The 23,937-nt window shown below is 73.6% G+C and carries 25 protein-coding genes; 3 read left to right on the top strand and 22 right to left on the bottom strand.

Going from position 1 to position 23,937, the window contains the following annotated elements; translation table 11 throughout:
* Window positions 1–13: 13 nt before the first annotated feature.
* From PUR56_RS21130 to PUR56_RS21090, 9 genes are all read right to left on the bottom strand, one after another.
* Complete coding sequence (locus PUR56_RS21130; RefSeq protein WP_329882658.1) at window positions 14–394, bottom strand: SHOCT domain-containing protein; 381 nt, start codon at window positions 392–394, stop codon at window positions 14–16.
* A gap of 394 nt (window positions 395–788) precedes the next feature.
* Entirely contained in the window at window positions 789–1,457 is a 669-nt protein-coding gene (locus PUR56_RS21125) for a response regulator transcription factor (protein ID WP_329882657.1), read from the bottom strand.
* Window positions 1,458–1,493: 36 nt separating this feature from the next.
* The gene (locus PUR56_RS21120; RefSeq protein ID WP_329950041.1) at window positions 1,494–2,726 is read right to left on the bottom strand and encodes a sensor histidine kinase; all 1,233 of its coding nucleotides are present in this window, start codon (window positions 2,724–2,726) and stop codon (window positions 1,494–1,496) included.
* Window positions 2,727–2,740: 14 nt separating this feature from the next.
* Window positions 2,741–3,523, bottom strand: coding sequence for a DUF2269 domain-containing protein (locus PUR56_RS21115; protein ID WP_329950040.1), 783 nt, complete (start codon window positions 3,521–3,523; stop codon window positions 2,741–2,743).
* A gap of 399 nt (window positions 3,524–3,922) precedes the next feature.
* On the bottom strand, window positions 3,923–4,561 hold the full coding sequence (locus PUR56_RS21110) for an NAD(P)-dependent oxidoreductase (RefSeq protein WP_329882654.1): 639 nt from the start codon (window positions 4,559–4,561) through the stop codon (window positions 3,923–3,925).
* A gap of 97 nt (window positions 4,562–4,658) precedes the next feature.
* Window positions 4,659–5,288: an NAD(P)-dependent oxidoreductase gene (locus tag PUR56_RS21105; RefSeq protein ID WP_329950039.1), complete on the bottom strand. Its 630-nt coding sequence runs from the start codon at window positions 5,286–5,288 to the stop codon at window positions 4,659–4,661.
* A 76-nt stretch (window positions 5,289–5,364) separates the two neighbouring features.
* On the bottom strand, window positions 5,365–6,999 hold the full coding sequence (locus PUR56_RS21100) for an outer membrane protein assembly factor BamB family protein (RefSeq protein ID WP_329950038.1): 1,635 nt from the start codon (window positions 6,997–6,999) through the stop codon (window positions 5,365–5,367).
* A gap of 31 nt (window positions 7,000–7,030) precedes the next feature.
* On the bottom strand, window positions 7,031–8,008 hold the full coding sequence (locus tag PUR56_RS21095) for an NAD(P)-dependent oxidoreductase (protein WP_329882651.1): 978 nt from the start codon (window positions 8,006–8,008) through the stop codon (window positions 7,031–7,033).
* A gap of 290 nt (window positions 8,009–8,298) precedes the next feature.
* Window positions 8,299–10,029 (bottom strand): MDR family MFS transporter, encoded by a 1,731-nt coding sequence (locus tag PUR56_RS21090; RefSeq protein WP_329950037.1) that lies wholly within the window; start codon window positions 10,027–10,029, stop codon window positions 8,299–8,301.
* Between the two features lie 217 nt (window positions 10,030–10,246).
* On the opposite strand from PUR56_RS21090, the gene PUR56_RS21085 reads away from it, so the two are divergent.
* Together PUR56_RS21085 and PUR56_RS21080 are read left to right on the top strand one after the other, a co-directional pair.
* On the top strand, window positions 10,247–11,110 hold the full coding sequence (locus PUR56_RS21085) for an SDR family NAD(P)-dependent oxidoreductase (protein ID WP_329950036.1): 864 nt from the start codon (window positions 10,247–10,249) through the stop codon (window positions 11,108–11,110).
* Between the two features lie 154 nt (window positions 11,111–11,264).
* Entirely contained in the window at window positions 11,265–12,020 is a 756-nt protein-coding gene (locus PUR56_RS21080; protein WP_329950035.1) for a GNAT family N-acetyltransferase, read from the top strand.
* 290 nt (window positions 12,021–12,310) lie between these two features.
* Here PUR56_RS21080 and PUR56_RS21075 read toward each other — a convergent pair whose 3' ends face one another.
* The 13 genes from PUR56_RS21075 to PUR56_RS21015 form a co-directional block, all read right to left on the bottom strand.
* Complete coding sequence (locus PUR56_RS21075; protein ID WP_329950034.1) at window positions 12,311–13,360, bottom strand: ArsR family transcriptional regulator; 1,050 nt, start codon at window positions 13,358–13,360, stop codon at window positions 12,311–12,313.
* A gap of 204 nt (window positions 13,361–13,564) precedes the next feature.
* The gene (locus PUR56_RS21070) at window positions 13,565–14,743 is read right to left on the bottom strand and encodes an RCC1 domain-containing protein (RefSeq protein WP_329950033.1); all 1,179 of its coding nucleotides are present in this window, start codon (window positions 14,741–14,743) and stop codon (window positions 13,565–13,567) included.
* A 31-nt stretch (window positions 14,744–14,774) separates the two neighbouring features.
* Window positions 14,775–15,173 (bottom strand): nuclear transport factor 2 family protein, encoded by a 399-nt coding sequence (locus PUR56_RS21065; protein ID WP_327681289.1) that lies wholly within the window; start codon window positions 15,171–15,173, stop codon window positions 14,775–14,777.
* 54 nt (window positions 15,174–15,227) lie between these two features.
* Window positions 15,228–16,655, bottom strand: a complete 1,428-nt coding sequence (locus PUR56_RS21060) for a tryptophan 7-halogenase (RefSeq protein WP_329882645.1) — start codon at window positions 16,653–16,655, stop codon at window positions 15,228–15,230.
* A gap of 4 nt (window positions 16,656–16,659) precedes the next feature.
* A complete protein-coding gene (locus PUR56_RS21055) occupies window positions 16,660–17,025 on the bottom strand; it encodes an antibiotic biosynthesis monooxygenase family protein (RefSeq protein ID WP_329882644.1) in 366 nt (121 codons plus the stop codon).
* Window positions 17,026–17,054: 29 nt separating this feature from the next.
* Complete coding sequence (locus tag PUR56_RS21050) at window positions 17,055–18,290, bottom strand: beta-ketoacyl synthase N-terminal-like domain-containing protein (RefSeq protein WP_329882643.1); 1,236 nt, start codon at window positions 18,288–18,290, stop codon at window positions 17,055–17,057.
* Window positions 18,287–19,573 (bottom strand): beta-ketoacyl-[acyl-carrier-protein] synthase family protein, encoded by a 1,287-nt coding sequence (locus tag PUR56_RS21045; RefSeq protein WP_329950032.1) that lies wholly within the window; start codon window positions 19,571–19,573, stop codon window positions 18,287–18,289. Before PUR56_RS21045 ends, PUR56_RS21050 begins: the two co-directional genes overlap by 4 nt.
* Entirely contained in the window at window positions 19,570–20,001 is a 432-nt protein-coding gene (locus PUR56_RS21040) for a cupin domain-containing protein (protein ID WP_329950031.1), read from the bottom strand. Before PUR56_RS21040 ends, PUR56_RS21045 begins: the two co-directional genes overlap by 4 nt.
* A gap of 5 nt (window positions 20,002–20,006) precedes the next feature.
* On the bottom strand, window positions 20,007–20,498 hold the full coding sequence (locus PUR56_RS21035; protein ID WP_329950030.1) for an SRPBCC family protein: 492 nt from the start codon (window positions 20,496–20,498) through the stop codon (window positions 20,007–20,009).
* A 3-nt stretch (window positions 20,499–20,501) separates the two neighbouring features.
* A complete protein-coding gene (locus tag PUR56_RS21030) occupies window positions 20,502–20,771 on the bottom strand; it encodes an acyl carrier protein (protein WP_329882639.1) in 270 nt (89 codons plus the stop codon).
* A 119-nt stretch (window positions 20,772–20,890) separates the two neighbouring features.
* Window positions 20,891–21,223, bottom strand: coding sequence for a TcmI family type II polyketide cyclase (locus PUR56_RS21025; protein WP_329882638.1), 333 nt, complete (start codon window positions 21,221–21,223; stop codon window positions 20,891–20,893).
* Between the two features lie 41 nt (window positions 21,224–21,264).
* Window positions 21,265–21,720 carry an ester cyclase gene (locus PUR56_RS21020; RefSeq protein ID WP_329882637.1) on the bottom strand — a complete coding sequence of 152 codons (456 nt, stop codon included), beginning with the start codon at window positions 21,718–21,720 and terminating at the stop codon, window positions 21,265–21,267.
* Between the two features lie 117 nt (window positions 21,721–21,837).
* Entirely contained in the window at window positions 21,838–22,293 is a 456-nt protein-coding gene (locus PUR56_RS21015; RefSeq protein WP_329882636.1) for a hypothetical protein, read from the bottom strand.
* Window positions 22,294–22,701: 408 nt separating this feature from the next.
* On the opposite strand from PUR56_RS21015, the gene PUR56_RS21010 reads away from it, so the two are divergent.
* Window positions 22,702–23,823 carry an amidohydrolase family protein gene (locus tag PUR56_RS21010; RefSeq protein WP_329950029.1) on the top strand — a complete coding sequence of 374 codons (1,122 nt, stop codon included), beginning with the start codon at window positions 22,702–22,704 and terminating at the stop codon, window positions 23,821–23,823.
* Window positions 23,824–23,937 lie beyond the last annotated feature (114 nt).

Genomic DNA, 23,937 nt, shown 5'->3' with positions numbered 1-23,937 from the left:
ACGGGGAACGCCGTCACTTGGCACCGCCCCGGCCCGGCTTGGTGTCGTCGGGGCCCTCCAGGTGCTCCAGCAGGGTGTCCCGGCGGATCCGGTACTCCTCCTCGGTGATCTGGCCCTCGGCGTACCGGCGGGCCAGCGAGGCCAGCGGGCCCTCGGGGCCGCCCGGCCAGCCGCCGCGCCATCCCGGGCCGCCGCCCCACGGGCCACCGGCCCACGGCGGGCCCCACGGACCGCGGCCGGCTCCGCCGCGGCGGCGCAGCGTGGTCACCACCACGACCAGGACGAGCAGCCAGAACAGCGGGAAGATCAGGAACCACGGACCCGGGCCGCCGCCCCACGGGCCCCAGCCCTCCCGGCAGACGGTGTCGGCGAGCAGTGTCGCGGTGCTCTGCATGTCGTTCAACTCCTCGGTGTGCCCCCCGCGCACTCCGGCGGGGGCCCTGCCCCGGGACGCTCCCCGAGGCCACCACGAGCTTCTCGCCGGGGAGGGGTCCGGCGCGTCCTCCGGGGAGCGGCACCCGGGCTACGACACGGGGAGTACGGCCTGGCGACCGGGCTGCTTCCGGCCGGACGGCTTCCGGTCGTGCGCCTTCCGCGCGGGTGGTCGCGCGCGGGGCGTCGGACCCGCCGACTTCCCGCGCCGGCGGCGGGGCGAGGAGCGGCGTTGCGGCGCGGGGAGCGGGCGCGGCGCGCTTCGGGCGCGGGGCACGCGAGACCGGCGGACCGGTGCCGGGCGGGCCGGTGGCGGGCGGGCCGGTGGCGGGCGGGCCGGTGGCGGGGCGCGGTGGTCAGCCCAGCCAGCCGGGGCGGACCAGGCCGGACTCGTAGGCGAGCACCACCAGCTGCGCCCGGTCGCGGACGCCGAGCTTCACCATGGCCCGGCTGACGTGCGTCTTCGCCGTGAGCGGGCTGACCACCAGCCGGCGCGCGATGTCGTCGTTGGTGAGGCCCATACCGACCAGGGTGAGCACCTCGCGCTCACGGTCGGTGAGCGAGGCCAGCAACCGGCCGGTGTCGGAGGGCTCCCGGGAGCGGCTGGCGAACTCGTCGATCAGCCTGCGGGTCACGCCCGGGGAGAGCAGCGAGTCCCCGACCGCGGCGACCCGGACGGCGCGCAGCAGGTCGGCCGGCTCGGTGTCCTTGGCCAGGAAGCCGGCCGCGCCGAGCCGGAGCGCCTCGAAGATGTACTCGTCCATCTCGAACGTGGTCAGCACGACCACCCGGACGCCGGAGAGCTCGGGGACGGCGTAGATCCGGCGGGTGGCCTCCAGCCCGTCGGTGCCCGGCATCCGGATGTCCATCAGCACGACGTCCGGCCGGAGTTCCCCGACCAGCCGGACGGCCGCGTCCCCGTCGTCGGCCTCGCCGACCACCTCGATGTCGGGCTGGGCGTCGAGCAGCGCCCGGAAGCCCGCCCGGACCAGGACCTGGTCGTCCGCCAGCAGTACTCGGATCATGTCGTTCGTCGTCCCTCGCTGTGCTCGCCCTGCCGGCTACCGCCCGTGCCGTTCCGCGCCGGTCCGCCCGGCGCCGTTCCCCGCCCGGTCCTTCCCCGCCGGATCGGGCAGCCACGCCCGGACCCGGAAGCCGCCGCCGTGCGGACCGACCGTCAGCTCGCCGTCGAACGCCGCGGCCCGCTCGCGCATGCCGATCAGGCCGTTGCCGGAGCCGCCGCCCTCACCGCCGGCGGCCGGACCCGGATCGTCCACCCGGAGCAGCAGCCCCTCCGGGGAGGTCCAGTCCATCAGAACCGTGGCACTGCGCGCGGCCGAATGGCGGATGACGTTGGTGAGCGCCTCCTGGACGATCCGGAACGCGGCCAGCTCCAGCTGGGACGGCAGCGGCCGCCCCTCCCCCGCCGTCTCCACGGAGACCGTGAGGCCGGCGTGGCCCGCCTGGGTGACCAGTTCGGGCAACCGGGCCAGCCCGGGTGCGGGCGTGCGCGGGGCCTGGCCGTCGGGGCCCCGCAGGGTGCCGAGCACCTGCCGGACCTCGCCGAGGGCCTCCTTGCTGGTGGCCTTGATGACGGTCAGCGCGGCCCGGACCTGCTCGGGGTGCTGGTCGATCAGCTCCAGCGCCACCCCGGCCTGCAGGTGGATCACCGAGATGGAGTGGGCCAGGATGTCGTGCAGCTCGCGGGCCATCCGGAGCCGCTCCTCGGCGGCCCGGTTCTCCTCGGCCTGCCGCCTGGCCAGCCGGCGGGCGGCCAGCTGCTCTCCGCGCGAGCGCATGATCTCGGCCACGGCCAGGACCAGCAGCAGCCAGGCGGCCACCCCGGCCTCCTGCCACCAGCCGGGGCTCTGCGCGGGCGCGCGCAGCCAGCTCTGCGGCAGCAGGTGGGAACTGGCCAGATGGACCAGGTAGCCGGTGCCGACCGAGATCCAGGCGACCCGGCGGTAGCCCCGGGACAGCGCGCCGTACACGGCGACGGCGAGGCTGAAGAAGACCGGCCCGTACGGGTAACCGGCCAGCAGGTAGCCGGTGGTGACGGCGGTCACCGCGATCACCACCGGGCCGGGGAAGCGGTTGCGGAACAGCAGCAGGACCGGGCCGAGCAGCAGCAGGGCGTATCCGGCGGCGTCCAGCGGGACGCGGTAGTCCTGCTGCTGGCGGGCAGCGGCGGTGGAACCGACCACCTGGAACAGCGCCACCAGGACGGCGGAGACCACCGTCCAGGAGGGCCTGGTCCAGGGCGGGCCGCCGAGCGGGTCGTGGTCGGTGCTCATGCCGGGACTCCCGCTCACCGCCCCGGCCGCACCGCGGCGGCGTCGGTGTCGGTGTCGGCGGTACCGGGCGCGGCGGCGTCCTTGGCGCCGGGGGCGTCCTTGGCGCCGGGGGCGGACCGGACGTTCCGGGCGGCAGCGGGGTCGGACGCGCTGCCGGCACCGGACGGGCGGACGCGGCCGGCCCGGGCGGCGGCGGCCAGCCGGGTGCCCCGCCGGGTCATGCCCCAGGGCTTCAGCACGGAGAGGATCGTGGCGGTCAGGTAGATGGTCAGTGCCACCGACGGGGCGATCACCAGGACGTGCGGGGACCGGCCGTCCGGCGGCACCGTCCCGGCGGCGACCTGGCCGGCGGCGTCGTGGATGAAGGCGCGCAGCGCGAAGATCGAGGCCAGGGTGGCGGCCAGGGTCAGCCAGAACTTGGTGACCACCCAGCGGTACTTGAGCAGGCCCCAGGTGGTGCCGAGGGACAGCACCAGACCGGACAGCAGGGAGAGCAGGCTGACCGGGATCAGCAGCCAGTCGGCGAAGATCTCCTGGGCCAGGTACGCGGCCTTGACGGTGTCCGGGTCGTCGGAGAAGCGGCCGGCGATGCCGAGGGCGAGCACGCCGGCGGTGAGGCCCAGCCAGCCGACCGAGAGGGCGACGTGCGCGACGAGCCAGATCCGGCGGGCGTGCCGGGGCAGCCGGAACCGCGCGGCGCGGTCGGCCGGGGGCTCGGGCGTCTCGGTGGTCGCCGCGGTCGCCCGGCCGGGCGGCACGGACGTGTCGGCGGCGGGCGGGCCGGGAGGTGTGGGCATCGGCTGTGCTCCGGAAGGCGAGGGGCGACGCGGGCCACGGGCCGGCGGCCACCGGGGGTGGATGGTGATGAGGCCGCCGGCCCACGGCTTGGGTGATCCGCGGATCACTCCATACTCTGCCCCGTCCGGGAAGGCCGGGCATCGCACCACGGGAGTAGCCGGCCGTACCCCCCGTTGAGTACGGACCGTCCTCGGGGAGACGGTCCGTACACGGTCCGGGCGGGCGACGCCCCGACGGGCGGCCGTCGGGAGGGAGTGGAGGGAGGTCGGGGGGGCGGTCGGGAGGAGACCCGGCCCCCGGCCGGGCCGGCGGAACGGTGCCCGGCCGGCCCCACCGGCGAGCGGTCTCGGTACGCGGTCTCGGTACGCGGTCTCGGTACGCGGTCTCGGTACGCGGTCTCAGTAGGCGATCTCGACCACCGCGCGGTGGGTGGACGGCTCGGCGAGCGCGCCGACCAGGTAGTGCGCGAGGTCGGCCCGGGATATCGACCAGGCCCCGGGCAGCCGGCTCCCGACGCCGGTGCGGTACCGGCCGCGGGCCCGGCCGCCGGTGAGCCGGGCGGCCCGGACGAGCGTCCAGTCCAGCCCGGTGTCCTCCAGCACCAGCCGTTCCATCCGCGCCATGTCGGCGTACGGCCGGCGGAGCATCGGGTGCAGCACCCAGGACGTGAGCGCGCGCTGGAACGGGGCGGCCCGCCAGGGCGGCGGGCCCATGCTGGTGGTGGAGACACAGAGCACCCGGCCGACGCCGGCCGCGCGCATGGCCTTCAGGATGTGGTCGGTGCCGGCCGAGTAGACGGTGGTGGCGGCCCGGCTGTAACCGATGCCGAGCGCGGAGACCACCGCGTCGGCGCCCTCGACGGCCCGGGCCACCGCGTCCGGGTCGAGGACGTCCCCCTGCCGGATGCTGTGCGGCCGGGCGTCGACCAGCGCCAGCGGGTCACGGGCGAAGGCGACGGTGGAGTGCCCGGCCTCGGCGGCCAGGTCCAGCACGTGGCGGCCGGTACCCCCGGTCGCGCCGAACACGACGATGTTCACGGAGCGTTCCCCTCCTCGCTCGGGTCCTCGGGTCCGGGCGCGCGGCCGGCCCGCGCCGCGGACGTGCCGCGGGCGGGCCGGCCTCCGCCGGGGTCCATCAGTTGGCCACCTCGACGCGACGGCCGTAGGTGGCCGTGTCATCCAGATGGGTGACGATGTAGTCGGCGACGTTCGCCCGCGCGATGCGCGAGGCCTTGGCGATGTGACCGCCGACGACCGCCTGGTAGTTGGGCGTGGCCGGGCCGTCCGTGAGCATCGGCACCCGGACGATCGTCCAGTCCAGCGGGCTGGCCTCGACCTCGTCCTCCATCCGGGCGAGGTCGAGGTGGATGTTCCGGTAGACCCGGTCCACCACGAACTCGGCGACGAACCGCTGCATCGCCGGCAGGTGCTTGGTCTCCAGCCCCGCCGAGGACATCGTGACCAGCCGGCGCACCCCGCCCGCCCGGGCGGCGGCGATGACGTTGCGCACGCCCTCGGAGAAGACGGTCGTCGTGGTGCGGCTGGTGACCCCCAGCGCGACCAGGACGGCCTCCTTGCCCGCGAGCGGGCCGTTCAGCGACGCCACGTCGAAGACGTCCGCGCGCACCTTGGTCAGCCGCTCGTGCTCGACCGGCAGCTTGGCCGGGTCGCGCACCAGTGCGGTGACGCTGTGCTTGTTCTCCAGTGCCTTCTCGACCAGCAGTCGTCCGGTACGACCGGCCGCTCCGACCACGACGATCTCCATGATGTGCCTCCTTGCCGGGGCCGGCGGCAACTGTTCGCCGCCGGCCGTGAGTTGACCTTCGCTACGACAACGTGTCCTACGGTAGGGAAAAGGCGAGCAGTACGCCGCCCGAGTTGCTCGGATACTGCGGGTAGTAGGCGGCCTGGATGTAGAGCATGCCGTCGGCCACCACCGCGCCGCCACCACCGGAGAGGGCCGTGCCGTGTGCCGGCACGCCGTTGACCGTGGTGAAGTCGCGGACCACGTCGTACTGCCAGAGCACCGCGCCGGTGGCGGCCGAGAAGACCCTCATCTTGCCGTCCGCGCCGCCCTCGTAGACGAGGCCGCGGGTCGCGGTGACCGCAGGCGTGAAGGCCCGCTGGCAGAGCTGCGGGTAGGCGGCGGCGCCGCCCCACTGGCAGCCGTCGGCGGGGCTCTCGGTCTGCCAGAGGATCGCGCCGGTCGCCGGGTCGAGCGCGTACAGGGTGCCCGGGTTGGCGAACCAGGTGGCGACGTAGAGCCGGTTGCCGTCGTAGCTGGTGCCCCACTGGATGCCCGAACTGCCGCCCTTGGTGTTCGGGTTGGCGACGACCGCGCGGTCCCAGACCTTGGCGCCGGTCAGTGCGTCGTAGACGTGGTAGACGCCGTTCTTCTGGCCGATGCCGACCACCCGGCGGTTGCCGATGCTGAAGACGTTGGCGCTGGCGCCGAAGTCCCAGTCGTGGTCGGTGCCGTCGGCCTTGCTCGGGCAGTAGGCGTCGGCGCCCGGGGTGCCGCAGGCGACGGTGAAGGTGTCCGGGAAGGTCTCCTGGGTGCGCCAGCGGACCGCGCCGGTGCGGGCGTTCAGGGCGAGCACCGAGTCGGTGTCGCCGGCCGCGCCGGTGTAGTTCTGGCCGGTCCCGACGTAGACGGTGTTGCTGGCCCGGTCGAGGACCGGGGAGCTCCAGACGGCGACGCCGGAGGGCTCGTAGCGGTTCGCACCGTTGGGCCAGGTGCCGACCAGCTGCGGCTCGGGGTTGGTCCAGTGGCGCCACTCCAGCTGCCCGGTCCAGGCGTTGACCGCGACCACCGAGCCGCGGAAGGTGCAGCACGGGTAGGTGAGGTCGAAGGTCGCGCCGGACTCCTTGCTGGACACGCCGACGTAGACCTTGCCGTCGTGGACCAGCGGGGAGCTCGTGATCTGGGCCAGCGGGTGGGTGTCGAGCTTCAGCGACCACCGCAGCGCGCCGTTGCGGCGGTCCAGCGCGTACAGGTAGCCGCGGTTGTCACCGAAGTAGACGGTGTTCCCCTCGACCGCAGGGCTGCTGCGGACCGGGTCCGGGTTGCTGGTGGAGTGGGCGCCGGCCACCGGGGCGACGTCGAAGGTCCACCGGGCCGCGCCGGTCTTCGCGTCCATCGCGTGGAAGGTGCCCTCGGCGCCGCCGACGTAGAGGGTGCCGTCCGCCACGGCGGGCTGGCTGCCCAGGTAGACCCCGGGCACCTTGGCGTGGCCGAAGGCCCACTCGAGGCCGAGACCGGAGACGTTGGCGGGGGTGATCCGGTGCTCCTGGCCGTTGAACCGGGTACCGGTGGCGTCGAACTGCCAGCTGCTCCAGTCGGCGGAGCGGTGGCGGGAGCCCTCGGCGTCCTCGGCTCCGGCGCCGTTGGTCACGGTGAGCATCACGAGCGCGGTCAGCAACGCCACCAGGGCGGAGCCGTACCTGGCCGCCCGGGGCCGTCTGTACTGGGACACGTAAATCAACTCCTCGGTGAAGGCGTGTGGTTCACGTACGGTCCGGAGTGGCGGCCAGGCCTGCGGCGGCCTCCGCGTGGGAGAGCACGGCGGCACAGTCCAGTTCGCCGAGGCCCGCCTCGGCGGCGGCGATCAGCGTCTCATGGGTGGCGTCGCAGACGGGGGTGTCGACGCCGAGGCGGTCGGCCTCCGCGGTGGCCAGCCGGAGGTCCTTGCGCATCAGGTCGAGCCGGAACTGCGGGTCCCCGTAGGCCCGGCGGCGCATCACGCCGGCCTTGAACCGCATCACCGGCGAGCTGAAGCCGCTCTCGCTGATCATCTGGAGCGCCAGCTCGCGGTCGATGCCGGCTGCCTGGGCCAGCGTCACCGACTCGGCGAGCACCTGCATCTCCACGCCCATCAGCACGTTGAGCATCACCTTGGCGGTGGCGCCCAGACCGCTCGGGCCGAGGTGCCGGATCTCCTTCGCCAGCGGCTCCAGCACGGCGCTCAGCCGGTCGTAGGTCTCGGCCGATCCGCCGACCATGAAGCGGAGTTCGCCGTCCTTGGCGTGCTGGCCGTTGCCGATGATGCAGGCGTCGACGGCGTTGCGGCCGCGGCCGGCCACCCGCTGGGCCACCGACCGGGCGAAGTCGGGGGAGACGGTGCTGGTGTCCATCACGATGCCGTGCGCGGGCAGCGTCTCCAGGACGCCGCCGGGGCCGAAGAGCTGTTCGTCGACGGCGGCCTCGGACGCGAGGCTGAGCAGGACCACGTCGACCCGCTCGGCCAGCGCGGCCGGGGTGTCGGCGACCTCCGCGCCGCGGGCGGCGAACGGGGCGGCGCGCTCGGGGGTCCGGTTGTGGACCACGATCCGGTGGCCCTGGTCGAGCAGCCGGGAGGCCATGCCGCCGCCCATCACACCGAGGCCGATGACACCGATCCTGGTCACCGGCGGGATGGTGGGGGCGTCTGCGGGCGGGAGGTCCCGGGAGAGTGCACGCCGCTGCTGGCTGGGTATGTCGGCCATGGAGTCGACCCGCTTCCTGGTGGGCTGGTCGCGCCGGGACTCCCGGCGCTCGGAGTGCGGCGGGGAAGGCCGTGCCAGGCACCCCGCCCCACCGCGGCCGGGGTGCCGACTGCCCGTCCAGCCTAGCGGGTGAACACTCACTCCGCACTGTCTTTCGACGTCCGTTTCGAGCCGTACCGTGCACTGATCTGGCGTCAAATCGCCGCCCGGACAGACCTCCTCCCCCACCACCCGGCGAGGGCGGAGGGGGAGGAGGTCGTCACATCGGCGGGACACCGGTCCGGCAGCCGTCAGCCGGCTGCGGCCTCCGGACGGGCACCGGGGCCGGCGGCCTCCGGTCGCCCGCCGCCCTGGCCGGCCTGGGCACCCTGGCCGGCCGGGCCACCCTGCGCGCCGACGCCCTGGGCACCCGGGGCACCCTGACCGCCCTGCGCACCCTGCCACTGGCCGCCGGGGCCGCCCTGACCCTGGTGCTGACCCTGGTGCTGACCGCCGGGACCACCGGGGCCACCCTGTCCGCCGGGCCCACCCGGGCCGCCCTTGCCGCCGGGCGCGCCCATCGGCGCCCGCATCGGACGCTCCTGGAGGAAGAGCACCACCACGGCACCGATCAGCGAGACCACCATGCCGACCAGGTAGACCACGTGCAGCGACTGGGCCAGCGCGTCGGACACGCCGTCGCGCACCGGCTCGGGCAGCGCCCGGACCTTGGCGGGAGCGGTCAGCACGCCATCGGTGCCGAGCCGCTCCAGCGCCTCGGCCGGCACCTTCTTCGGCAGCAGGTCACGCAGCTGCGAGTTGAGGATGGCACCGAAGACGGTGACGCCCATCGCGCCGCCGAGCGAGCGGAAGAAGTTCGCCGCGGCCGTGGCCACGCCCAACTGCCGCATCTCGACCGAGTTCTGGACCGCCACGATGAGCACCTGGGTCACCATGCCGAAGCCGATGCCGAAGACGGCCAGGAAGCCGCCGGCCGCCACCTCCGAGGAGTCGGCCTTGAGCGTCGACATCAGGAAGAGCCCGAGCGACATCACCAGGAGGCCGATGATCGGGAAGATCTTGTACTTGCCCGTCGCCGCGACGACCTTGCCGGAGACGGTCAGGCTGACGACGGTGGCGAGCATCATCGGGACCAGCAGCAGGCCGGACTCGGTGGCGGTGTCACCGTTGGCGACCTGGAGGAACAGCGGGGTGTAGACGGTCGCCACGAAGAGGGAGATCGAGGTGAGGAAGAGACCCAGGGTGGCGACCAGGACCACCGGGTCCTTGAACAGCTCCAGCGGGACGACCGGCTCGGCGGCCCGCTTCTCCTGGAGCACGAACCCGATCAGCAGCACCACGGCGAGCACCAGCAGGCCGATGACCTGCACGGAGCCCCACGCGTACTGGTCGCCGGCCCAGACCGAGACCAGCAGGATCGAGACGATCGCGGCACTGAGCAGCGCCGAACCGAGGTAGTCCAGCTGGTGCTTCTGCCGGTTGACCGGGAGCTTCAGCACGGAGGTGACCACCACCAGCGCGACGGCGCCGATCGGCAGGTTGATGTAGAAGATCCACGGCCAGCTGAGGTGGTCGACGAAGGCACCGCCGACCAGCGGGCCGACCACGCCGGCCAGCACGAAGCAGGACTGCGCGTAGCCCTGCCACTTGCCGCGCTCGCGCGGCGGGACGAGCTCAGCGATCAGGGCCATGGCCAACGCCATCAGGCCGCCGGCGCCGAGACCCTGGAGGGTCCGGAAACCGATCAACTGGCCGATGTTGGCGGAAAGTCCGGACAACGCGGAGCCGAGGAGGAAGATGGTGATGGCCGACTGGAACATCAGCTTGCGGCCGTAGAGGTCGCCCAGCTTGCCCCAGAGCGGCGTCGCGGCGGTCGCCGCGAGCATGTAGGCGGTGACCACCCACGCCAGGTGGGTGACACCGCCGAGGTCGCCGGCGATGGTCGGAAGGGCCGTCGCCACGATCGTCTGGTCCAGGGCTGCCAGGAACATGGCAAGCACCAGGGCAGCAAAGATCGTCAAGAAGGTCTTCCGTGGCACTTCTGGGGCGGGTGCAGCGTACGGGGCGCTCATTGGGTACTCCTTGAGGAGGCGTCCGCCGGCTCGGAGTCCTTGCTCCGAGCTTGAATTCGTATAGACTATACAATCAAAATTAGCCGTCAAGAGCCAACGTCAGGGCGGCCACGGCCGCCCGGAAGGGCAGCGAACGATGAGCCAACTCCAGGGGAAAATCGCGCTCGTGACCGGATCCACCTCCGGCATGGGGGCGGCGGCCGCGCTCGCACTCGCCGCCGCCGGGGCGCACGTCGTGGTCTCCGGCCGCCGGGCCGAGCTGGGCGAGGCCGTGGTGAACAGGATCCGCGAGAAGGGCGGGCAGGCGGACTTCATCGCCGCCGATGTCACCGTGGAGGATGACGTCGCCCGCCTCGTGGGTACCACGGTCGAGCGACACGGCCGGCTCGACGTCGCCTTCAACAACGCCGGCGGCGGCGGCGCGTTCGGCCCGCTGGACCGCGTCCCGGCCGAGGCCTTCGCCGCGGTCCTCGCCGTCAACCTGACCGGCACCTACCACTCGCTCAAGCACGAGATCGCCGCCATGCGGGCGAGCGGCGGCGGCAGCATCATCAACAACGCCTCCACCGCCGGCGTCCAGGGCACCGCCTTCGGCCTGGGCGCGTACACCGCGGCCAAGCACGGCGTGGTCGGCCTCACCAGGGCCACCGCCCTGGAGGCCGGTCCGGCCGGCATCCGGGTCAACGCGCTCATCACCGGCCCGGTCGACACCGAGGAGTTCCGCCAGCGGGTCGGCAGCCAGCCCGGCGCGCTGGAGCGGGCCGGGTCGGGCACCGCACTCGGGCGGATCGCGACCGAGGAGGAGGTGGCCAACGCGGTGGTCTTCCTGAGCAGCGACGCGGCCAGCTTCGTCACCGGCTCGCTGTTCGGCCTGGAGGGCGGCATGACGGCCGGCGTCTCGGCCGGGATGATGCAGCGGCCGGGCGGCCAGGGAGGCCCGGGCGGAGGCGGTCAGGGCGGCCCCGGCGCGGGCGGCCAGGGCCGTCCGGGACAGGGCGGCCCCGGAGCCGGTCGGCCGAACGCGGGCTGAGTCGGGAAAAGCGCATTGCCCCATTGCCATCGAACCACCCTCGGGATATTTTTTCGACATGCTCGTAAAAACCACGAGAAACACCGAAGAGTTCATCTCCGAAACCGGTGGGTGGATTGCTGGCAACCCCGTCGAGAATTCCATCCTGCTGACCATGCTGGCAGGTGCGAAGTTCCGGCCGCCGACCGCCCCGCCGATCAACTGGAGCCGGGTCGAGGACCCGACCTCCGGCTCGGCGCCGGTGGTCGGCGTGGCGGCCTTCACACCCCCGCACCTGGTCGTGCTGAGCGGGATGCCGGAGGCCGCCGCGGCCGCGCTCGGCACCGAGCTGGGCGCCGGCCCCGACCGGCTTCCCGGCGTGATCGGACCGGACGCGGCGGCCGCCGCGTTCGCCGCCGCGTGGTCCGAGGCCACCGGCCGACCCGCTCACGCGGGCCGGCGTGAGCGGGTACTGAGCCTGTCCGGCCCCGCCGTGACCTCCGACCGGCCGGCCCCGGCCGGGCAGTCCCGGGCCGCCCTGGCCGAGGAGTTGGAGCTGTTCACCGACTGGTGCCTGGAGGCCGCACACGGCGCCGGGCTCAGCCGGGAGACGGCCCGGCGGTCGGTCCAGCAGCAGATCTCCTCCGGTCTGCTGCGGGTCTGGGAGCACGAGGGCGACGCCGTCGCCATCCTCGGCCGGACCGCCTCCGTCGCCGGCGTGGTGCGGTTCAACCCGATGTACGTGCGGCCGGAGATCCGCCGCGGCGGGTACGGCCGGGCGCTGCTCGGCGAGATGCTGGCCGAGCTGGCCGTACGCGAGACGGTGATCTGCCTGGCGGTCACCGGCGAGGGCAACAGCGCCATCCGGTCACTCTTCGAGTCGTTCGGGTTCCGGCCGGCCGGGGGGCTGTCGGAATTCCGCTTCGACTGAGCCGAAAGACCTTCCGGGAATTCACCCGGGAGGACGACCGGGGGCCCGGATCCGTCACGGATCCGGGCCCTTTTCCATGGCGCTCCGGAAAATCACCGGAGAATACGCGGACGGACGGTGGAGCGAATATGCGGACGGATATTTCGGCGGCTGTTCCGGCGCCGCCGACGGGCCGCGACGACCGCACGCCGACGGCCGGGCCGAGGGTCCTCGGTCCGGCCGCTCACGGTCCTGCGGCGTACGGCCGCGCGGCCGTACGGTCACCCGACCGCACGGCCGCACGTGGTCGCTCAGTCCAGCGGGTCGGGGTCGGGCACGGCCTCCAGCAGCGAGAAGGCCGTCCCGGTGGGCACCACCCGGTTCAGCCGGAAGCCGCCGCGCCGGAAGACCTCGGCGAACTGCTCCTCGGTCCGGACCTCGCCGCTCATCGTGACCAGCATGACCAGGTCGAAGTTCTTCACGAAGCGCGGCACACCCTCGCGGTGCACCAGCTCGGCCGCGACGAAGCGGGCGCCCGGCGAGGCCTCCCGGCACTTGCGCAGCAGTCGCACCAGCGCGTCGTCCGGCCAGGAGTGCCAGACCTGCTTGGTGACGTACGCGCCGATCCCGGCCGGGACGCCGGCGAAGAAGTCGACCGGCTCGAAGTCCAGGCGGCCCTGCTCGGCCAGCTTGGCGACGTCCGGCTGGGTCCGGGCCTGCTCGATCACGCTCGGCAGGTCGGCCAGCACGCCGCGGCCGAGCGCGTCGTACTTCTGGAGGATCGCCGCCAGGTAGGTGCCCTGCCCGCCGCCCAGGTCGCAGACCGCACCGGCCTCGGCGAACTCGGGGTAGGAGGAGACCAGGGCGTCGGAGAGCGCGTCGGTGAAGTCGGTCATCGCCTGGTTGAAGGTGGCGGCCGCACCCGGGTTGCGCTGGAGCCACGGCCAGAGCGCGGTGCCGTGCACCTTCTCGAAGCCGGGCTTGCCGGTGACCAGGCTGTGGTCCAGCGCGCCCCAGGAGGACCAGAGCCACTCGGCACCGACCATCCGGGCCATCGCGTCCATCGAGCCCGGCACGCCGGGGCGCAGCAGCTCGGAGAGACCGGTGTTGGCGAAGACGCCGGGCTCGGTCTCCTCGAAGACACCGTCCTCGGCGAGCAGCCCCAGCACCTTGGCGAGCGGGCCGGCGGCCACCTCGGCGCGCTCGGCGAGTTCGGCGGCCGGCAGCGGGCCGTCGGCCAGCAGCTCGGCGATCCGGTACTCGGCGGCCAGTGCCAGGCAGCGCGGCGTGGACGGGAACATGAGTTCGGAGAGGAACACCGCGCCGGCCGAGGCAGGGGCGGTCTGGGGAACGGCGGTCATAAGGGTGAGGCCTCCCTGCGGGGACCGGGCCGCGGGCGGACGGTGCCCGCGGCCCGAGCGGTCATGGGTGGACGGGACGACGGACCGGTCCGCCCTGCACGGACCGCCGGGCGGACCCGGTGGTGCGTGCGCGGCGGGCCCGTCGGCCCGGCACCGCGCGGCCCCGAACGGGCCGGGACCACGCGGCGGTTGCCCGGAAGGGGCTCAGCCCAGCAGGGCGAAGGCGAAGCCGCCGCCCGGGTTGGCCATGAACTTGTTGGTCGGCGGGATCTCCCCGCCGGCGGCGATGCCCACGGCCGGGCCGGACAGCGCGATCCGGGCCGGGGTCGGGACGGTCTCGGCGTCACCGGCGGCCAGCTGGCCCCAGTTGTTCCAGCCCCAGCCGAGCACCGAGCCGTCGGCGAGCAGTGCCAGCGCGTGGCCGCCGGTGCCCGGGTTGGCGTCGGTGCCGCCACCGCTGGCCGTCACCGCCTTGACGCCGGTCAGACCCGGCACCGGGGCGGGCACCGCGCGGTCGACGGTGGTGCCGTCGCCGAGCTGGCCGCCGTCGTTGAGGCCCCAGGCCGCGACGGTGCCGTCGGCCAGCAGCGCCACCGTGTGGTGGTAGGCGCCGACCAGCTGGGTGACCGGGCCGAGGCCCTGCACCTTCTGCGGGGCGGCGCGGTCGACCAGGGTGCCGTCGCCGAGCTGGCCGCGGTCGTTGAAGCCCCAGACCGAGGCGGAGCCGTCGGCGTGCACGGCCAGGCTGTGGCCGCCGCCGGCGCTCAGCCGGACCGCCGGCTCCAGGCCCTCGATCACGGCCGGACGCGGCCGGCAGTCGAAGGAGGCGGTCATGTAGGAGCGGACGATCCGGCCCTCGCGGGTGGAGTTCGGGCCGTCGCCCAGCTGGCCGCGGTCGTCACGGCCCCAGGACCAGACGGTGCCGTCGGCCTTGAGGGCCAGGTTGTGCGCGCCGCCGACGGCGAGCTCGATCACGTCCTCCAGGCCGTCGACCCGGACCGGGACCGGCTGCACGCCGAAGTTGGCCTCGCCGAGGGCGCAGAAGAAGCCCGCGCCCCAGGCCCAGACCGTGCCGTCCTCCAGCAGCGCGGCGCTGTGCCCGCCGCCGGCGCCGGCCGAGCGGACCCGGCCGGGCAGGCCGATCGTCCGGACCGGGCTCGCCTGGTTCTCCGTCGAACCGTCGCCGAGCTGGCCGAAGGCGTTGCGGCCGAAGCCCCAGAGCTCGCCGTCGGCGGTCAGGGCCAGGGCGTGACCGCTGCCGGCCACGACCCGGACCACGCCCTCCAGGCCCTTGATGTCCTGCGCGGCGGCCCGGTTGACGGTCCCGCCGTCGCCGAGCTGGCCGTTGGTGTTGTCACCCCAACTGCTGATGATCCCTGCCATGGTGATGCCACCTCTCAATCGTCGGGGAGCGTCAGGCCCAGAACTGGTCGACGGCGTACTGGTCCTCGGGGTAGGTCCAGAACTCGGCGATCAGGCCGTCCTGGATGCGCGCCACGTTGACGAACGGCATCTCGAGGCTCTTGCCCTCGCGCTCGTAGCGGGTGAAGACCGTGGCGAACGCGAACGTGTCGCTGGCGCCGATCTCGTGGATCTCCATCTGGATGCGGCCCTGGCAGATCTCGAACATCCGGCCGGCGAAGGCCAGTGCGGACTCGATGCCCTCGTGCGCGCCGGACAGTTCGCTGGTGCCCGGGTAGTAGTGCACGCAGTCCTTGGTCCAGTAGCCGGCGGCCTTCTGGACGTCGCCCACGGTGAACGCGGCGTAGACCGCCTCCATGAGCTTGGCGTTGGGGTGGTCGACGACCTTCATGATTCTCCTCCTGTGGGTGGTGCCTTGCGGGGCGGGAAGGGAAAGGTGAGGACGTCAGCCCGCGGCGCGGCGGACGACGTCGACCAGGGAGGCCCGGTCCGGGGCGGGGAACGGCGGCGGCCCGCCCGCGGCGGCCTGCTTGACCCGCAGCCGGATCTCCTCGTCCTCGTAGAGGCCGGCCGGGTTGTCGAGCGACATCATGGTGCGGGCCAGCCGGCGCCAGACCACCTCGTCGGTGGCGGCCGCCTCGGCCACGGTGCCGAAGGTGATGACGTCCGGCGGCAGCGGCGGCAGCTGCTGGCCGGCCACGGTGGCCCGCCAGAGCCGGGCCCGGCCCGCGTCGTTGCGGACCGCGTCCTCGAACCACGGGCGGAAGGTCCGCCCGGCCAGGCCGGCCGCCAGCGCGGCCTGCTCGGCGTCCGGCTCCGGGTGCTCGCGCACCAGGTCGGCCAGGCCGAGCACGTGGGCGATGGCCAGGGAGACCCCGCGCCCGTACGCCGGGTTGGTGGTGCAGACCGCGTCGGCGACCGGCAGGAAGCCGGGGACCGGCTGCGCGTTCTGCCCGTACAGCCGCAGCGAGTTGTCCAGGCCGCCCATCGCGTGCACCGGCGAGATCGGCGCGGCGACCTCCGGCGACACCCAGGGGGCCAGCAGCGGGGTGGCGCGGACCGCGGCGGTGAACGCGTCCTCGATGCGCAGCGCCTTCAGCTCCGTGTCGTCCGGCAGCACGCCGAAGGAGATGGTGAAGGTGTTGCTGTCACCGAGGAACAGCACGCCGGTGTAGTGGTCCCAGAGCCCGCCGGCGCCGAAGCCGCGGTTGAGCGGACCGGCCGGACGCGGGCTCAGCGCACGGTAGTAACGGGTGTAGTAGGTGATGTCGGCGCTCTGCGCGACCTGCTCCGGCTCGGCCAGGCCGTGCTCGCGGAGCCACTCGTGTCCCTGCGAGCGGCGACCGCTCGCGTCGATCACCAGGTCGGCCGCGACGCTGCGGCCGTCCTTGGTGACGACGCCGGTCACCCGGGCCGGGCCGCGGTCGGCCACGGTCAGACCGCGCACCGTCTCGCCCCGCCGGAAGGAGATCCCGGGCCGGCGCAGCGCCTCCTGGCGGAGGATCAGCTCGAAGGTCGAGCGCCGGCTGCCGATCATCCGGAGCTCGGCGTCGGACGGGTGCGGGGTCTTGTCGGCCAGCGACGGCGGCATCGCCCGGCCGAGCTCGATCTCCCGGGCACCGGCCGCGACCAGGGCCTGGTAGACGGCGGGCAGCCGGTCCCGCAGCAGGTTGGTGCCGAGCGAGCCGAAGGCGTGCGACTGGTGCATCTGCGGCACGGTGGGCCGCTGCCAGTCGCTGTGCGCCAGGTCGACGGTGTCCGGCGCCTCGTTGGCGTCACGCTCCAGCACCGTGACGTCGTGCCCGAGGTCGGCGAACGCCAGCGCGGCCACCAGGCCCGCGACGCTGCCACCGATGATCAGTGTCCGTGTCATGACCTCAACCCGTGGTGGTGGGAGTGGAAAGGCTCGCCCGCGGGGTGTCCCGCGAGGTCTCGGCCTGGATGTGGAACCGGATGGACTTCGCGTTGGTGAAGCACTCGCGCATCGGGCGCACCAGGTCCCGGTGCTCCTCGGTCTCCTCCCAGGCCACGAAGTCGTCCAGGGCGCGCCACTCGCTGGTGATCAGCCACTGCTCCGGGTCGGTGGACGACTGGCAGACCTGGTCACGGACGTGTCCGGGGACACCCTCGGCCACCAGGTGGCGGACCTGCTCGTACGCCTTGAGGAAGTCCTCGCGGCGCTCTTCCTTGACGGTGATGAGGAAGAGCACGCGGCCTCGCGCCGCGCCCTCGTCGACCGGCATGGCGGTCTCCCTTCCGAGGTCGTTGGGTGTCAGGAGTGCGCGCGCAGGACGACGGCGCTGTTGAAACCGTCGAAACCGCGGGCACCGATCAGCGCGGCGCCGACCTCGACGGCCTGCTCCTCGCGGACGAAGGCCAGCTCGCAGCCGTCGGCCGGGCGGGCCGGGCCCGCCGAGGGCGGGATCAGGCCGTTGTCCATGGCCAGCACCGCGGTGGCGGCGTCCAGTGCGCTGCCGCCCTGGTAGAGCCGCCCGGTCAGCGGCTTCTGGGTGGTGACGGCGGCCGGGCCGGCCTCGCCGAACACCTCGCGCAGCGCCTGCACCTCGGTGCGGTCGTACGCCGCGACGCCGACCGCGTCCGGGAAGGCCACGTCGACGTCGCCGGGGGTGAGCCCGGCCCGTTCGATCGCGGTGCCCAGCGCGCGGGCGTACTGGCGGACCGAGCCCGCGCCGGTCCGGGTGGTGGAGGCGCCGTCGTGGGTGGCGGCCCAGCCGGAGATCTCGGCGCGGATCCGGGCACCCCGGGCCAGCGCGTGTTCGAGGTCCTCGACCACGAAGACCGCGCCGCCCTCGCCCGGCACGTAGCCGGCCGCGCGCTCGTCGAACGGCAGGTACGCCGCCGCCGGGTCGGTGCCGGTGTAGAGCCGGCCGCTGCGCTGCTGGCAGGCGAGCGCGTACGGGCCGAGCGGCGCCTCGGTGCCGCCGGCCAGCACCACGTCCGCGCCGCGGCGGATCAGGCGGGCGGCGTGCGCCAGGGAGTCCAGGCCGCCGGCGCCCTCCGAGACGAGGACGCTGGACGGGCCCTTGGCCTGGTGCCGGATGGCCAGCTGGCCGACGGTCGCGGCGTAGAACCAGGCGATCGACTGGTAGGCGCCGACGGTCCGCGAGGTGTCCGGCTGCCAGAGCCGCTGGAGCTCGCGCTGGCCGAACTGGTTGCCGCCGGACGAACTCGCCAGCGCCACCGAGAACTTGTAGGGCTCGACCGTGGACGGATCCAACTCGGCTTCGCCGAAGGCCAGTTCGGCCGCCGCGTAGGCCAGGTGGGTCCAGCGGTCGGTCTGCACCTGGAGCCTGCGCTCGACGTACCGGTTGGCGTCGAAGTCGCCGACCTCGCCGGCCAGCGTGGTCTCGTACGAACTCGCGTCGAAGAGCGTGATCGGGCCGATCCGGCTCTCGCCGCCGCAGACCGTCTTCCAGTGGGCCTCACTGCCGGTCCCGCTCGGCGCGACCACGCCGACGCCGGTGATGACCGCGCGCCGCTCGCTCATCGGATCCTCCCGAGCTTGGCGAAGAGCATCGCGGACTGGAAGCCGCCGAACCCGCTGCCGACCGACAGCGCCGCACCGACCCGTACCTCACGGGCGTTGTTGGGCGTGTAGTCGAGGTCGCACTCGGGGTCCCGGTTCTGCCAGTTGGCGGTCGGCGGGACGACCCCGCGCTCGACGGCCAGCGCGCAGGCGGCCATCTCGATCGCGCCGATCGCGCCCAGCGAGTGGCCGACCATCGACTTGATCGAGCTGATCGGCACGCCGTACGCGGCGTGGCCCAGGGAGCGCTTGAACGCGCCGGTCTCGTGCCGGTCGTTCTGCCTGGTCCCGGAGCCGTGGGCGCTGATGTAGTGCACGTCCTCGGGGTTGAGCCGGGCCTGGCGGAGCGTGTCGCTGATCGCCTCGGACATCTCCAGGCCGTCCGGGCGCAGCCCGGTCATGTGGAAGGCGTTGCCGCGGTTGGCGTAGCCGACCACCTCGCAGTAGATCCGGGCGCCGCGCCGGCGGGCGTGCTCCAGCTCCTCCAGGACGAGCACCGCGCAGCCCTCGCCGAGCACGAAGCCGTGCCGGTCCCGGTCGAACGGCCGGGAGGCGTGCTCCGGGTCGTCGTTGTCCGGGGTGGTGGCCTTGATCGCGTCGAAGGAGGCCACGGTGACCGGGGAGATCGGCGAGTCGGAAGCACCGGTGATCATCACCTCGGCCTCGCCGTCCACCAGCAGCTGGTAGGCGTGGCCGATCGCGTCGATGCCGGAGGTGCAGCCGGTGGAGACCACCACGGCCGGGCCGTGCACCGCGTGCCGGGCGGCCACGTCGGCGGCCAGGCTGCTGGGGATCAGGCCCTGGTAGAGGAAGGGACTGGTGACGTCCGGGTCGACCAGCCAGTTCCGGCCGGAGTCGCTGGCCACCACGAACTCGTCCTCCAGGACGATGGTGCCGCCGACCGCCGAGCCGAGCACCACGCCGGTGGCCTCACGGGTCTGTTCGTCGAGCTGCAGTCCGGCGTCGGACACCGCCTCCTGGGAGGCGGCCAGCGCGAACTGGACGTAGCGGTCGGCGCGGCGCAGCTCCAGCGGGGTGAGGCCGGCCGCGACTGCGTCGAAGTCCGCCTCGGCGGCGATCTGCGAGCGGAACGCCGACGGGTCGAACGCGCTGATCCTGCGGGTCGCCGTGCGGCCGGAGGTGATGAGGTCCCAGAAGGACTCCCGGGTGGTGCCGCCGGGCGCCACCACACCGATCCCGGTGACCACCACGCGGCGGGCGCCTGCGGAGGGGGATGCGGTCATCGCTCCCCCAGCACTATGTGTCCCTCGTGCGCCTTGGTGCCGGGGCCGTCCTCGGTGTCGACGTGGCCCAGCTCCGGGGAGGGCGCCAGCGGGCCGAGGTGGAAGACCGCGAAGGCCTCCTCGTTGCCGGTGTTGCGCAGCCGGTGCCGGACGTCCTTGGGGATGACCAGGCCCTGGCCGGCGAACAGCTCGAACGGCTTGTCGTCCAGGTCGAGGGTGAGCTCGCCCCGGACGAGGAGCACGAACTCCTCGCTGTACGGGTGGTAGTGCTCGCTGATCCGCTCCCCGGGCTGGAGCCGGGCGATCCCCATGAAGCCCGAGGTCGAGCCGACCGTGGCCGGGGAGAGCACCGCACGGGTCTCGCCACCGCGCTTCCGGTTGGCGGGGACGTCGTCGATGCCGACGATTCGGTAGTTCCTGACGGCCATGGCGCTCACTCCTCTTCGGCGGGGCCGGCCTGGGCGGTGCCCCGGTCGGCGGCGAGTGCCTCGACCTTGCGGCGGATGATCTCCAGCTGCACGGGCGAGTTGGTGTTGAGGCGTTCGGTCATGCCCTGGTCGTCGACCGGGGCGGCGGGCTTCATCGAGAAGTCCTGGATCCAGGTCATCCGGGTGCCGCCCTCGGGCAGCTCCTCGTAGCGCCAGTGGATCTGCATGTAGGCGAAGGGCCCGGTCTCGACCCGGTGGGCGTGGACGGTGCGGTCGGCCGCGTTGACGGTCCGGTCGCTGATCCAGCTCCAGATCCGCCCCTCCTCGTCCGGGTGCATGGTGAGCCGGAACCGGACGGTCTCGCCGCGCTGCTCGATGATCTCGGCGGACGCGTACTCGGTGAACAGCTCGGGCCAGCCGGCGACGTCGTTGGTGACGTCCCAGACGAGCTTGAGCGGGGCCTGGATGACGATGCCGTTCTCGGTGTGTCCGGCCATCGGTCAGCTCACCGCCCCGGCGCCCTGCAGCTGGGCGACGATCTCGTCGACGCTGAGGGCGACGGCGCCGTCCGGGACCTTGAGGCCGTACCGGTCGGCGATCACCGCCTCCAGCTCCAGGACGGCCAGCGAGTCGAGGCCGAGCTCCTCCAGGGGGACGTGCCGGGAGCCCTCGAAGACGTCCGGCGCCGCGCCGGCGCTGGTGATGAGGACGTTCTCGATCTCCGCCGCGGTGACGACCGTGGTCGTCCCGCCGGCCTGGTGGTCGGTCATGGTGCTGCCTCTCGTTTCTCCGGTGTAGGGACTGCTCCGGGGCGGGGGTGCCGCTCCGGGGCACAGCGCTGCTCCGGGGTGAACGGACCCCGTCGGTCAGGGCGCCGGCGGTGGTCGGGTCACCGACCGCCGGTACCGGACTCCCAGCTGTAGAAGCACTGGGCGACCGCGTCCTGCGGGGAGCGCCACGTGGCCAGGTAGGGGGAGATGAACGGGGTGAGCCGTTCGCTGACGCGGGCGAACTCGGGGTGGCGGCGGGCGGCGTCAACCGCTGCCTGACCCGGGTCGTCGGTCTCCAGCAGGTGGACGTAGGTGTCGCCGAGCAGGTACAGCGAGCGGTGGGTGACGCCGGCGATCCGCGGCAGTTCGGTCTCGTCCGACTCGCCGAAGATGCGGGCGACGTCGCCCTCCGATCCGGGCACCATCCGGGCGATGATCAGTGAGCGGTGCATGGGGGCTCCCCTCGGGGTGCGGTGGGCTCGGGCTGGTGGACTCAGTGCTGCGGGCGGCCGACCGGCTGGATGGCACCGATGTCGAGCAGGATCCGGGGCACGTTGTCGCCGATCCACGACTCGACGACCCGGCCGTCGACGATCCGGTGGCAGGACATCTCGTGCACCGTGACCGGCTTGCCGGTCGGCGGGATGTCGAACAGCTGCCCCTGGTGGGTGCCGCGGGTGGTGAAGCGGGCGTAGACCCGGTCGCCGTCGCCGGCCACGTCCTCGACGGTCACGTGGACGTCGGGGAAGGCGTTGCGCCAGAGCAGCACGGCCTGGCGGAACGAGTCCGGGCCGGGCGGCATCGGGGGCAGGCCGGGGGCGTGCACCACGTAGTCCTCGGCGAAGCGGTCGCCGATGGTGGACAGGTCGCCGTCGTTGAAGGCCCGCTCGGTCAGGTCGCGGATGAGGGCCTTGTTGGTCTCGACCGTGGTCTCGGTGGACGAGGTCATGACACTCCTTTGCTCGGCGGACGACCCTGCGGCCGAGGCCGTGGGCGGTCCGGGTGGGCGGAAGTCAGGGCTTCGCAAAGCGGGGCAGGGAAGGCCCCGGGGATGGACCGGCGCAGGTCAGAGAAGTGCGGCGAGGGTGAAGCAGACCGCCGCACCGATCGCGCCCATGGTCCGGGTCTCGTGCGCCAGGTGCCACCGGCGGCGCTTGCCGCGCCAGGCGGCGTCGCTGTCCTGGTGGGGGCTCCAGCGCTCGATCTGGCGCCAGATCGGGCGGTTGACGCCCTCGGAGGCGACCGCGACGGTCGCCATGCCGACGGTGCCGGCCGCGTACAGCACCTTGGCCACCTTGCTCTCCGAGCGGACGGCCTTGGTGGCGCCCACGGTGGCGGTGGCGATGCCGTTCCAGAAGGCGATCGGGTGGAACACGTGCATGTCGATGAGCTGGCACGTGTTGACGTACCGGTCGTAGGGCAGAGAGTTCAGCATCGGCAGGATCGAGGTTTTCATGATCCACAAGGTGCCGAGCTGAACGCTGGACGATGTCACCAGCCAGACGTTCGCATTGTCCTTCATGTCGATTCCTCGAATCGATCCTGGAGATCACGGGACGTTCGCCGAGTGTTCGGCGAACCGGGGCGGGGTCGCCCGGTGCGATGGCACGGGACCCCGGGGGCCGGGGCATCTCGGCCCCCGGGGCGGCCCCGCCGGCTCATCCTTGCCGCCGGGTGGTCCCAGTGTCAGGAGGCATCCGTCTCCACCGGGCTGGGACGTCGCCCGGGCGTCCACGGACCGCGTCCCGGTCCTCCCGGGCCGGTTGCCCAGCCGGTTCGTTGCACCAACCGGGCGGGGAGGAGGCCGTGTTGACGCGCGCACCGGCTGCACCCTACGGTGCGAGCGGGCACTCACTCACTTGATTGTCCGGGCCCGCGACCACCCTGCCGAGCCGACCGGCCGGCGGACATCCCAGGAGGTGTCGAGCCGATGACGATCGATGTGCACGGCCACATCACGTCGCCCGAACTCTTCCGCCGGTTCCCCATGCCGCCGAGCCTCGTCGACGTCGACGGCATGGTGGAACTCAAGGCGGCGGCCGGGATCACCACGTCCCTGGTCGGCAGTCCCGTAGGCGCGGGCACCATGGTGCGCACGCCGGGGCTGGACAACTACCGCCAGCCGCTCGACACCCTGGAGCGGTTCCACGACTGGCTCGGCGAGCAGGTCCGGGCCCGGCCCGGAGCCCTCCGCGGATACGTCTACACCAACCCGCTGGGCTCCGACGCCGAGCTGGCCGCCACCGCCAAGCGCCTCGAACAGCCCGAGTTCGTGGGGCTGATGGTGAACTCCAGCATCGAGGGGCGCTTCCTCGACGGCCCGGAGGCCGACGCCTTCTTCGCGATGGCCGCACAGTACCGGACCCCGGTCATGCTGCACCCGCCGGCCGAGCCGGCCGGTGCCGGCGAGCTGGACGACCTGCGGCTGGTCGAACAGATCGCCCGGCCCTGCGACGTCACGCTGGGAACGGCGGCGGTGCTCTTCGCCGGCTGGCTGGAGAAGTACCCCGACCTGCGGATCGTCGCGCCGGTCTGCGGCGGCGGGCTGCCGCTGCTGCTGGAGCGGCTGGAGCTGGCCCGGCGGATGCCGGTCACCTTCGGGCGGCCGGGCGCGGGCGGCCCGCCGCCCGGCGCCGGCGGGCCCCCGGCGGGTGTCGGCGGACCCCCGCCCGGTGTCGGCGGACCCCCGGCGGGCGGGCCCGGTGCGGCGGGCCGGCCCGGCGGTCCCGGAGGGCCGGGGACGGGCGGGCCGGGCGGGCCGGGTGCGGCGGCACCGGCCGGTCCCCCCGTCCCGCCGCTCGCCGAGGTGCTCGGCCGGGTGTACGTCGACACGGCGACCCCGAGCCTGCGCGCCATCGCCGCCGCGGTCGACGCCTTCGGGGTCGGCAACGTCATGTTCGGCACCGACTCCCCGCCGATGAGCGCACCGCTGGACGCCTCGCTCGCCCGGCTCGACGGGCTCGGCCTGGACGCCACCGCGGTCGCCCGGATCCGGCACGGCAACGCCGCCGAGCTGTTCGGCCTGGCGCCCGCCGCGCCGGACCGCACCTGAACCCGGCACATCCCGAGCGGACCCGGGTAGCACCGGGCCCGGACTCACCCCGACCCGCCGGCGCCGCCCGCGCCCCGGCACCGCGGCGGTCCCGGCTCCACGCCGGATCCGGGA

The organism is Streptomyces sp. BE303 (assembly GCF_036290945.1).
Taxonomy (GTDB): domain Bacteria; phylum Actinomycetota; class Actinomycetes; order Streptomycetales; family Streptomycetaceae; genus Kitasatospora.
This window is presented reverse-complemented; position numbering and strand designations above follow the sequence as displayed.

Bases quoted from the DNA above. Each gene is read 5' to 3' on its own strand.
- PUR56_RS21095 (WP_329882651.1), bottom strand. From the start codon at position 8,008: ATGGCCGACATACCCAGCCAGCAGCGGCGTGCACTCTCCCGGGACCTC.
- PUR56_RS21025 (WP_329882638.1), bottom strand. From the start codon at position 21,223: ATGCACCGCTCACTGATCATCGCCCGGATGGTGCCCGGATCGGAGGGC.
- PUR56_RS21055 (WP_329882644.1), bottom strand. From the start codon at position 17,025: ATGCCGGTCGACGAGGGCGCGGCGCGAGGCCGCGTGCTCTTCCTCATC.
- PUR56_RS21125 (WP_329882657.1), bottom strand. From the start codon at position 1,457: ATGATCCGAGTACTGCTGGCGGACGACCAGGTCCTGGTCCGGGCGGGC.
- PUR56_RS21045 (WP_329950032.1), bottom strand. From the start codon at position 19,573: ATGACCGCATCCCCCTCCGCAGGCGCCCGCCGCGTGGTGGTCACCGGG.
- PUR56_RS21130 (WP_329882658.1), bottom strand. From the start codon at position 394: ATGCAGAGCACCGCGACACTGCTCGCCGACACCGTCTGCCGGGAGGGC.
- PUR56_RS21120 (WP_329950041.1), bottom strand. From the start codon at position 2,726: ATGAGCACCGACCACGACCCGCTCGGCGGCCCGCCCTGGACCAGGCCC.
- PUR56_RS21050 (WP_329882643.1), bottom strand. From the start codon at position 18,290: ATGAGCGAGCGGCGCGCGGTCATCACCGGCGTCGGCGTGGTCGCGCCG.
- PUR56_RS21115 (WP_329950040.1), bottom strand. From the start codon at position 3,523: ATGCCCACACCTCCCGGCCCGCCCGCCGCCGACACGTCCGTGCCGCCC.
- PUR56_RS21020 (WP_329882637.1), bottom strand. From the start codon at position 21,720: ATGACCTCGTCCACCGAGACCACGGTCGAGACCAACAAGGCCCTCATC.
- PUR56_RS21035 (WP_329950030.1), bottom strand. From the start codon at position 20,498: ATGGCCGGACACACCGAGAACGGCATCGTCATCCAGGCCCCGCTCAAG.
- PUR56_RS21070 (WP_329950033.1), bottom strand. From the start codon at position 14,743: ATGGCAGGGATCATCAGCAGTTGGGGTGACAACACCAACGGCCAGCTC.
- PUR56_RS21015 (WP_329882636.1), bottom strand. From the start codon at position 22,293: ATGAAGGACAATGCGAACGTCTGGCTGGTGACATCGTCCAGCGTTCAG.
- PUR56_RS21105 (WP_329950039.1), bottom strand. From the start codon at position 5,288: ATGGAGATCGTCGTGGTCGGAGCGGCCGGTCGTACCGGACGACTGCTG.
- PUR56_RS21030 (WP_329882639.1), bottom strand. From the start codon at position 20,771: ATGACCGACCACCAGGCCGGCGGGACGACCACGGTCGTCACCGCGGCG.
- PUR56_RS21065 (WP_327681289.1), bottom strand. From the start codon at position 15,173: ATGAAGGTCGTCGACCACCCCAACGCCAAGCTCATGGAGGCGGTCTAC.
- PUR56_RS21075 (WP_329950034.1), bottom strand. From the start codon at position 13,360: ATGACCGCCGTTCCCCAGACCGCCCCTGCCTCGGCCGGCGCGGTGTTC.
- PUR56_RS21060 (WP_329882645.1), bottom strand. From the start codon at position 16,655: ATGACACGGACACTGATCATCGGTGGCAGCGTCGCGGGCCTGGTGGCC.
- PUR56_RS21010 (WP_329950029.1), top strand. From the start codon at position 22,702: ATGACGATCGATGTGCACGGCCACATCACGTCGCCCGAACTCTTCCGC.
- PUR56_RS21080 (WP_329950035.1), top strand. From the start codon at position 11,265: ATGCTGGCAGGTGCGAAGTTCCGGCCGCCGACCGCCCCGCCGATCAAC.
- PUR56_RS21040 (WP_329950031.1), bottom strand. From the start codon at position 20,001: ATGGCCGTCAGGAACTACCGAATCGTCGGCATCGACGACGTCCCCGCC.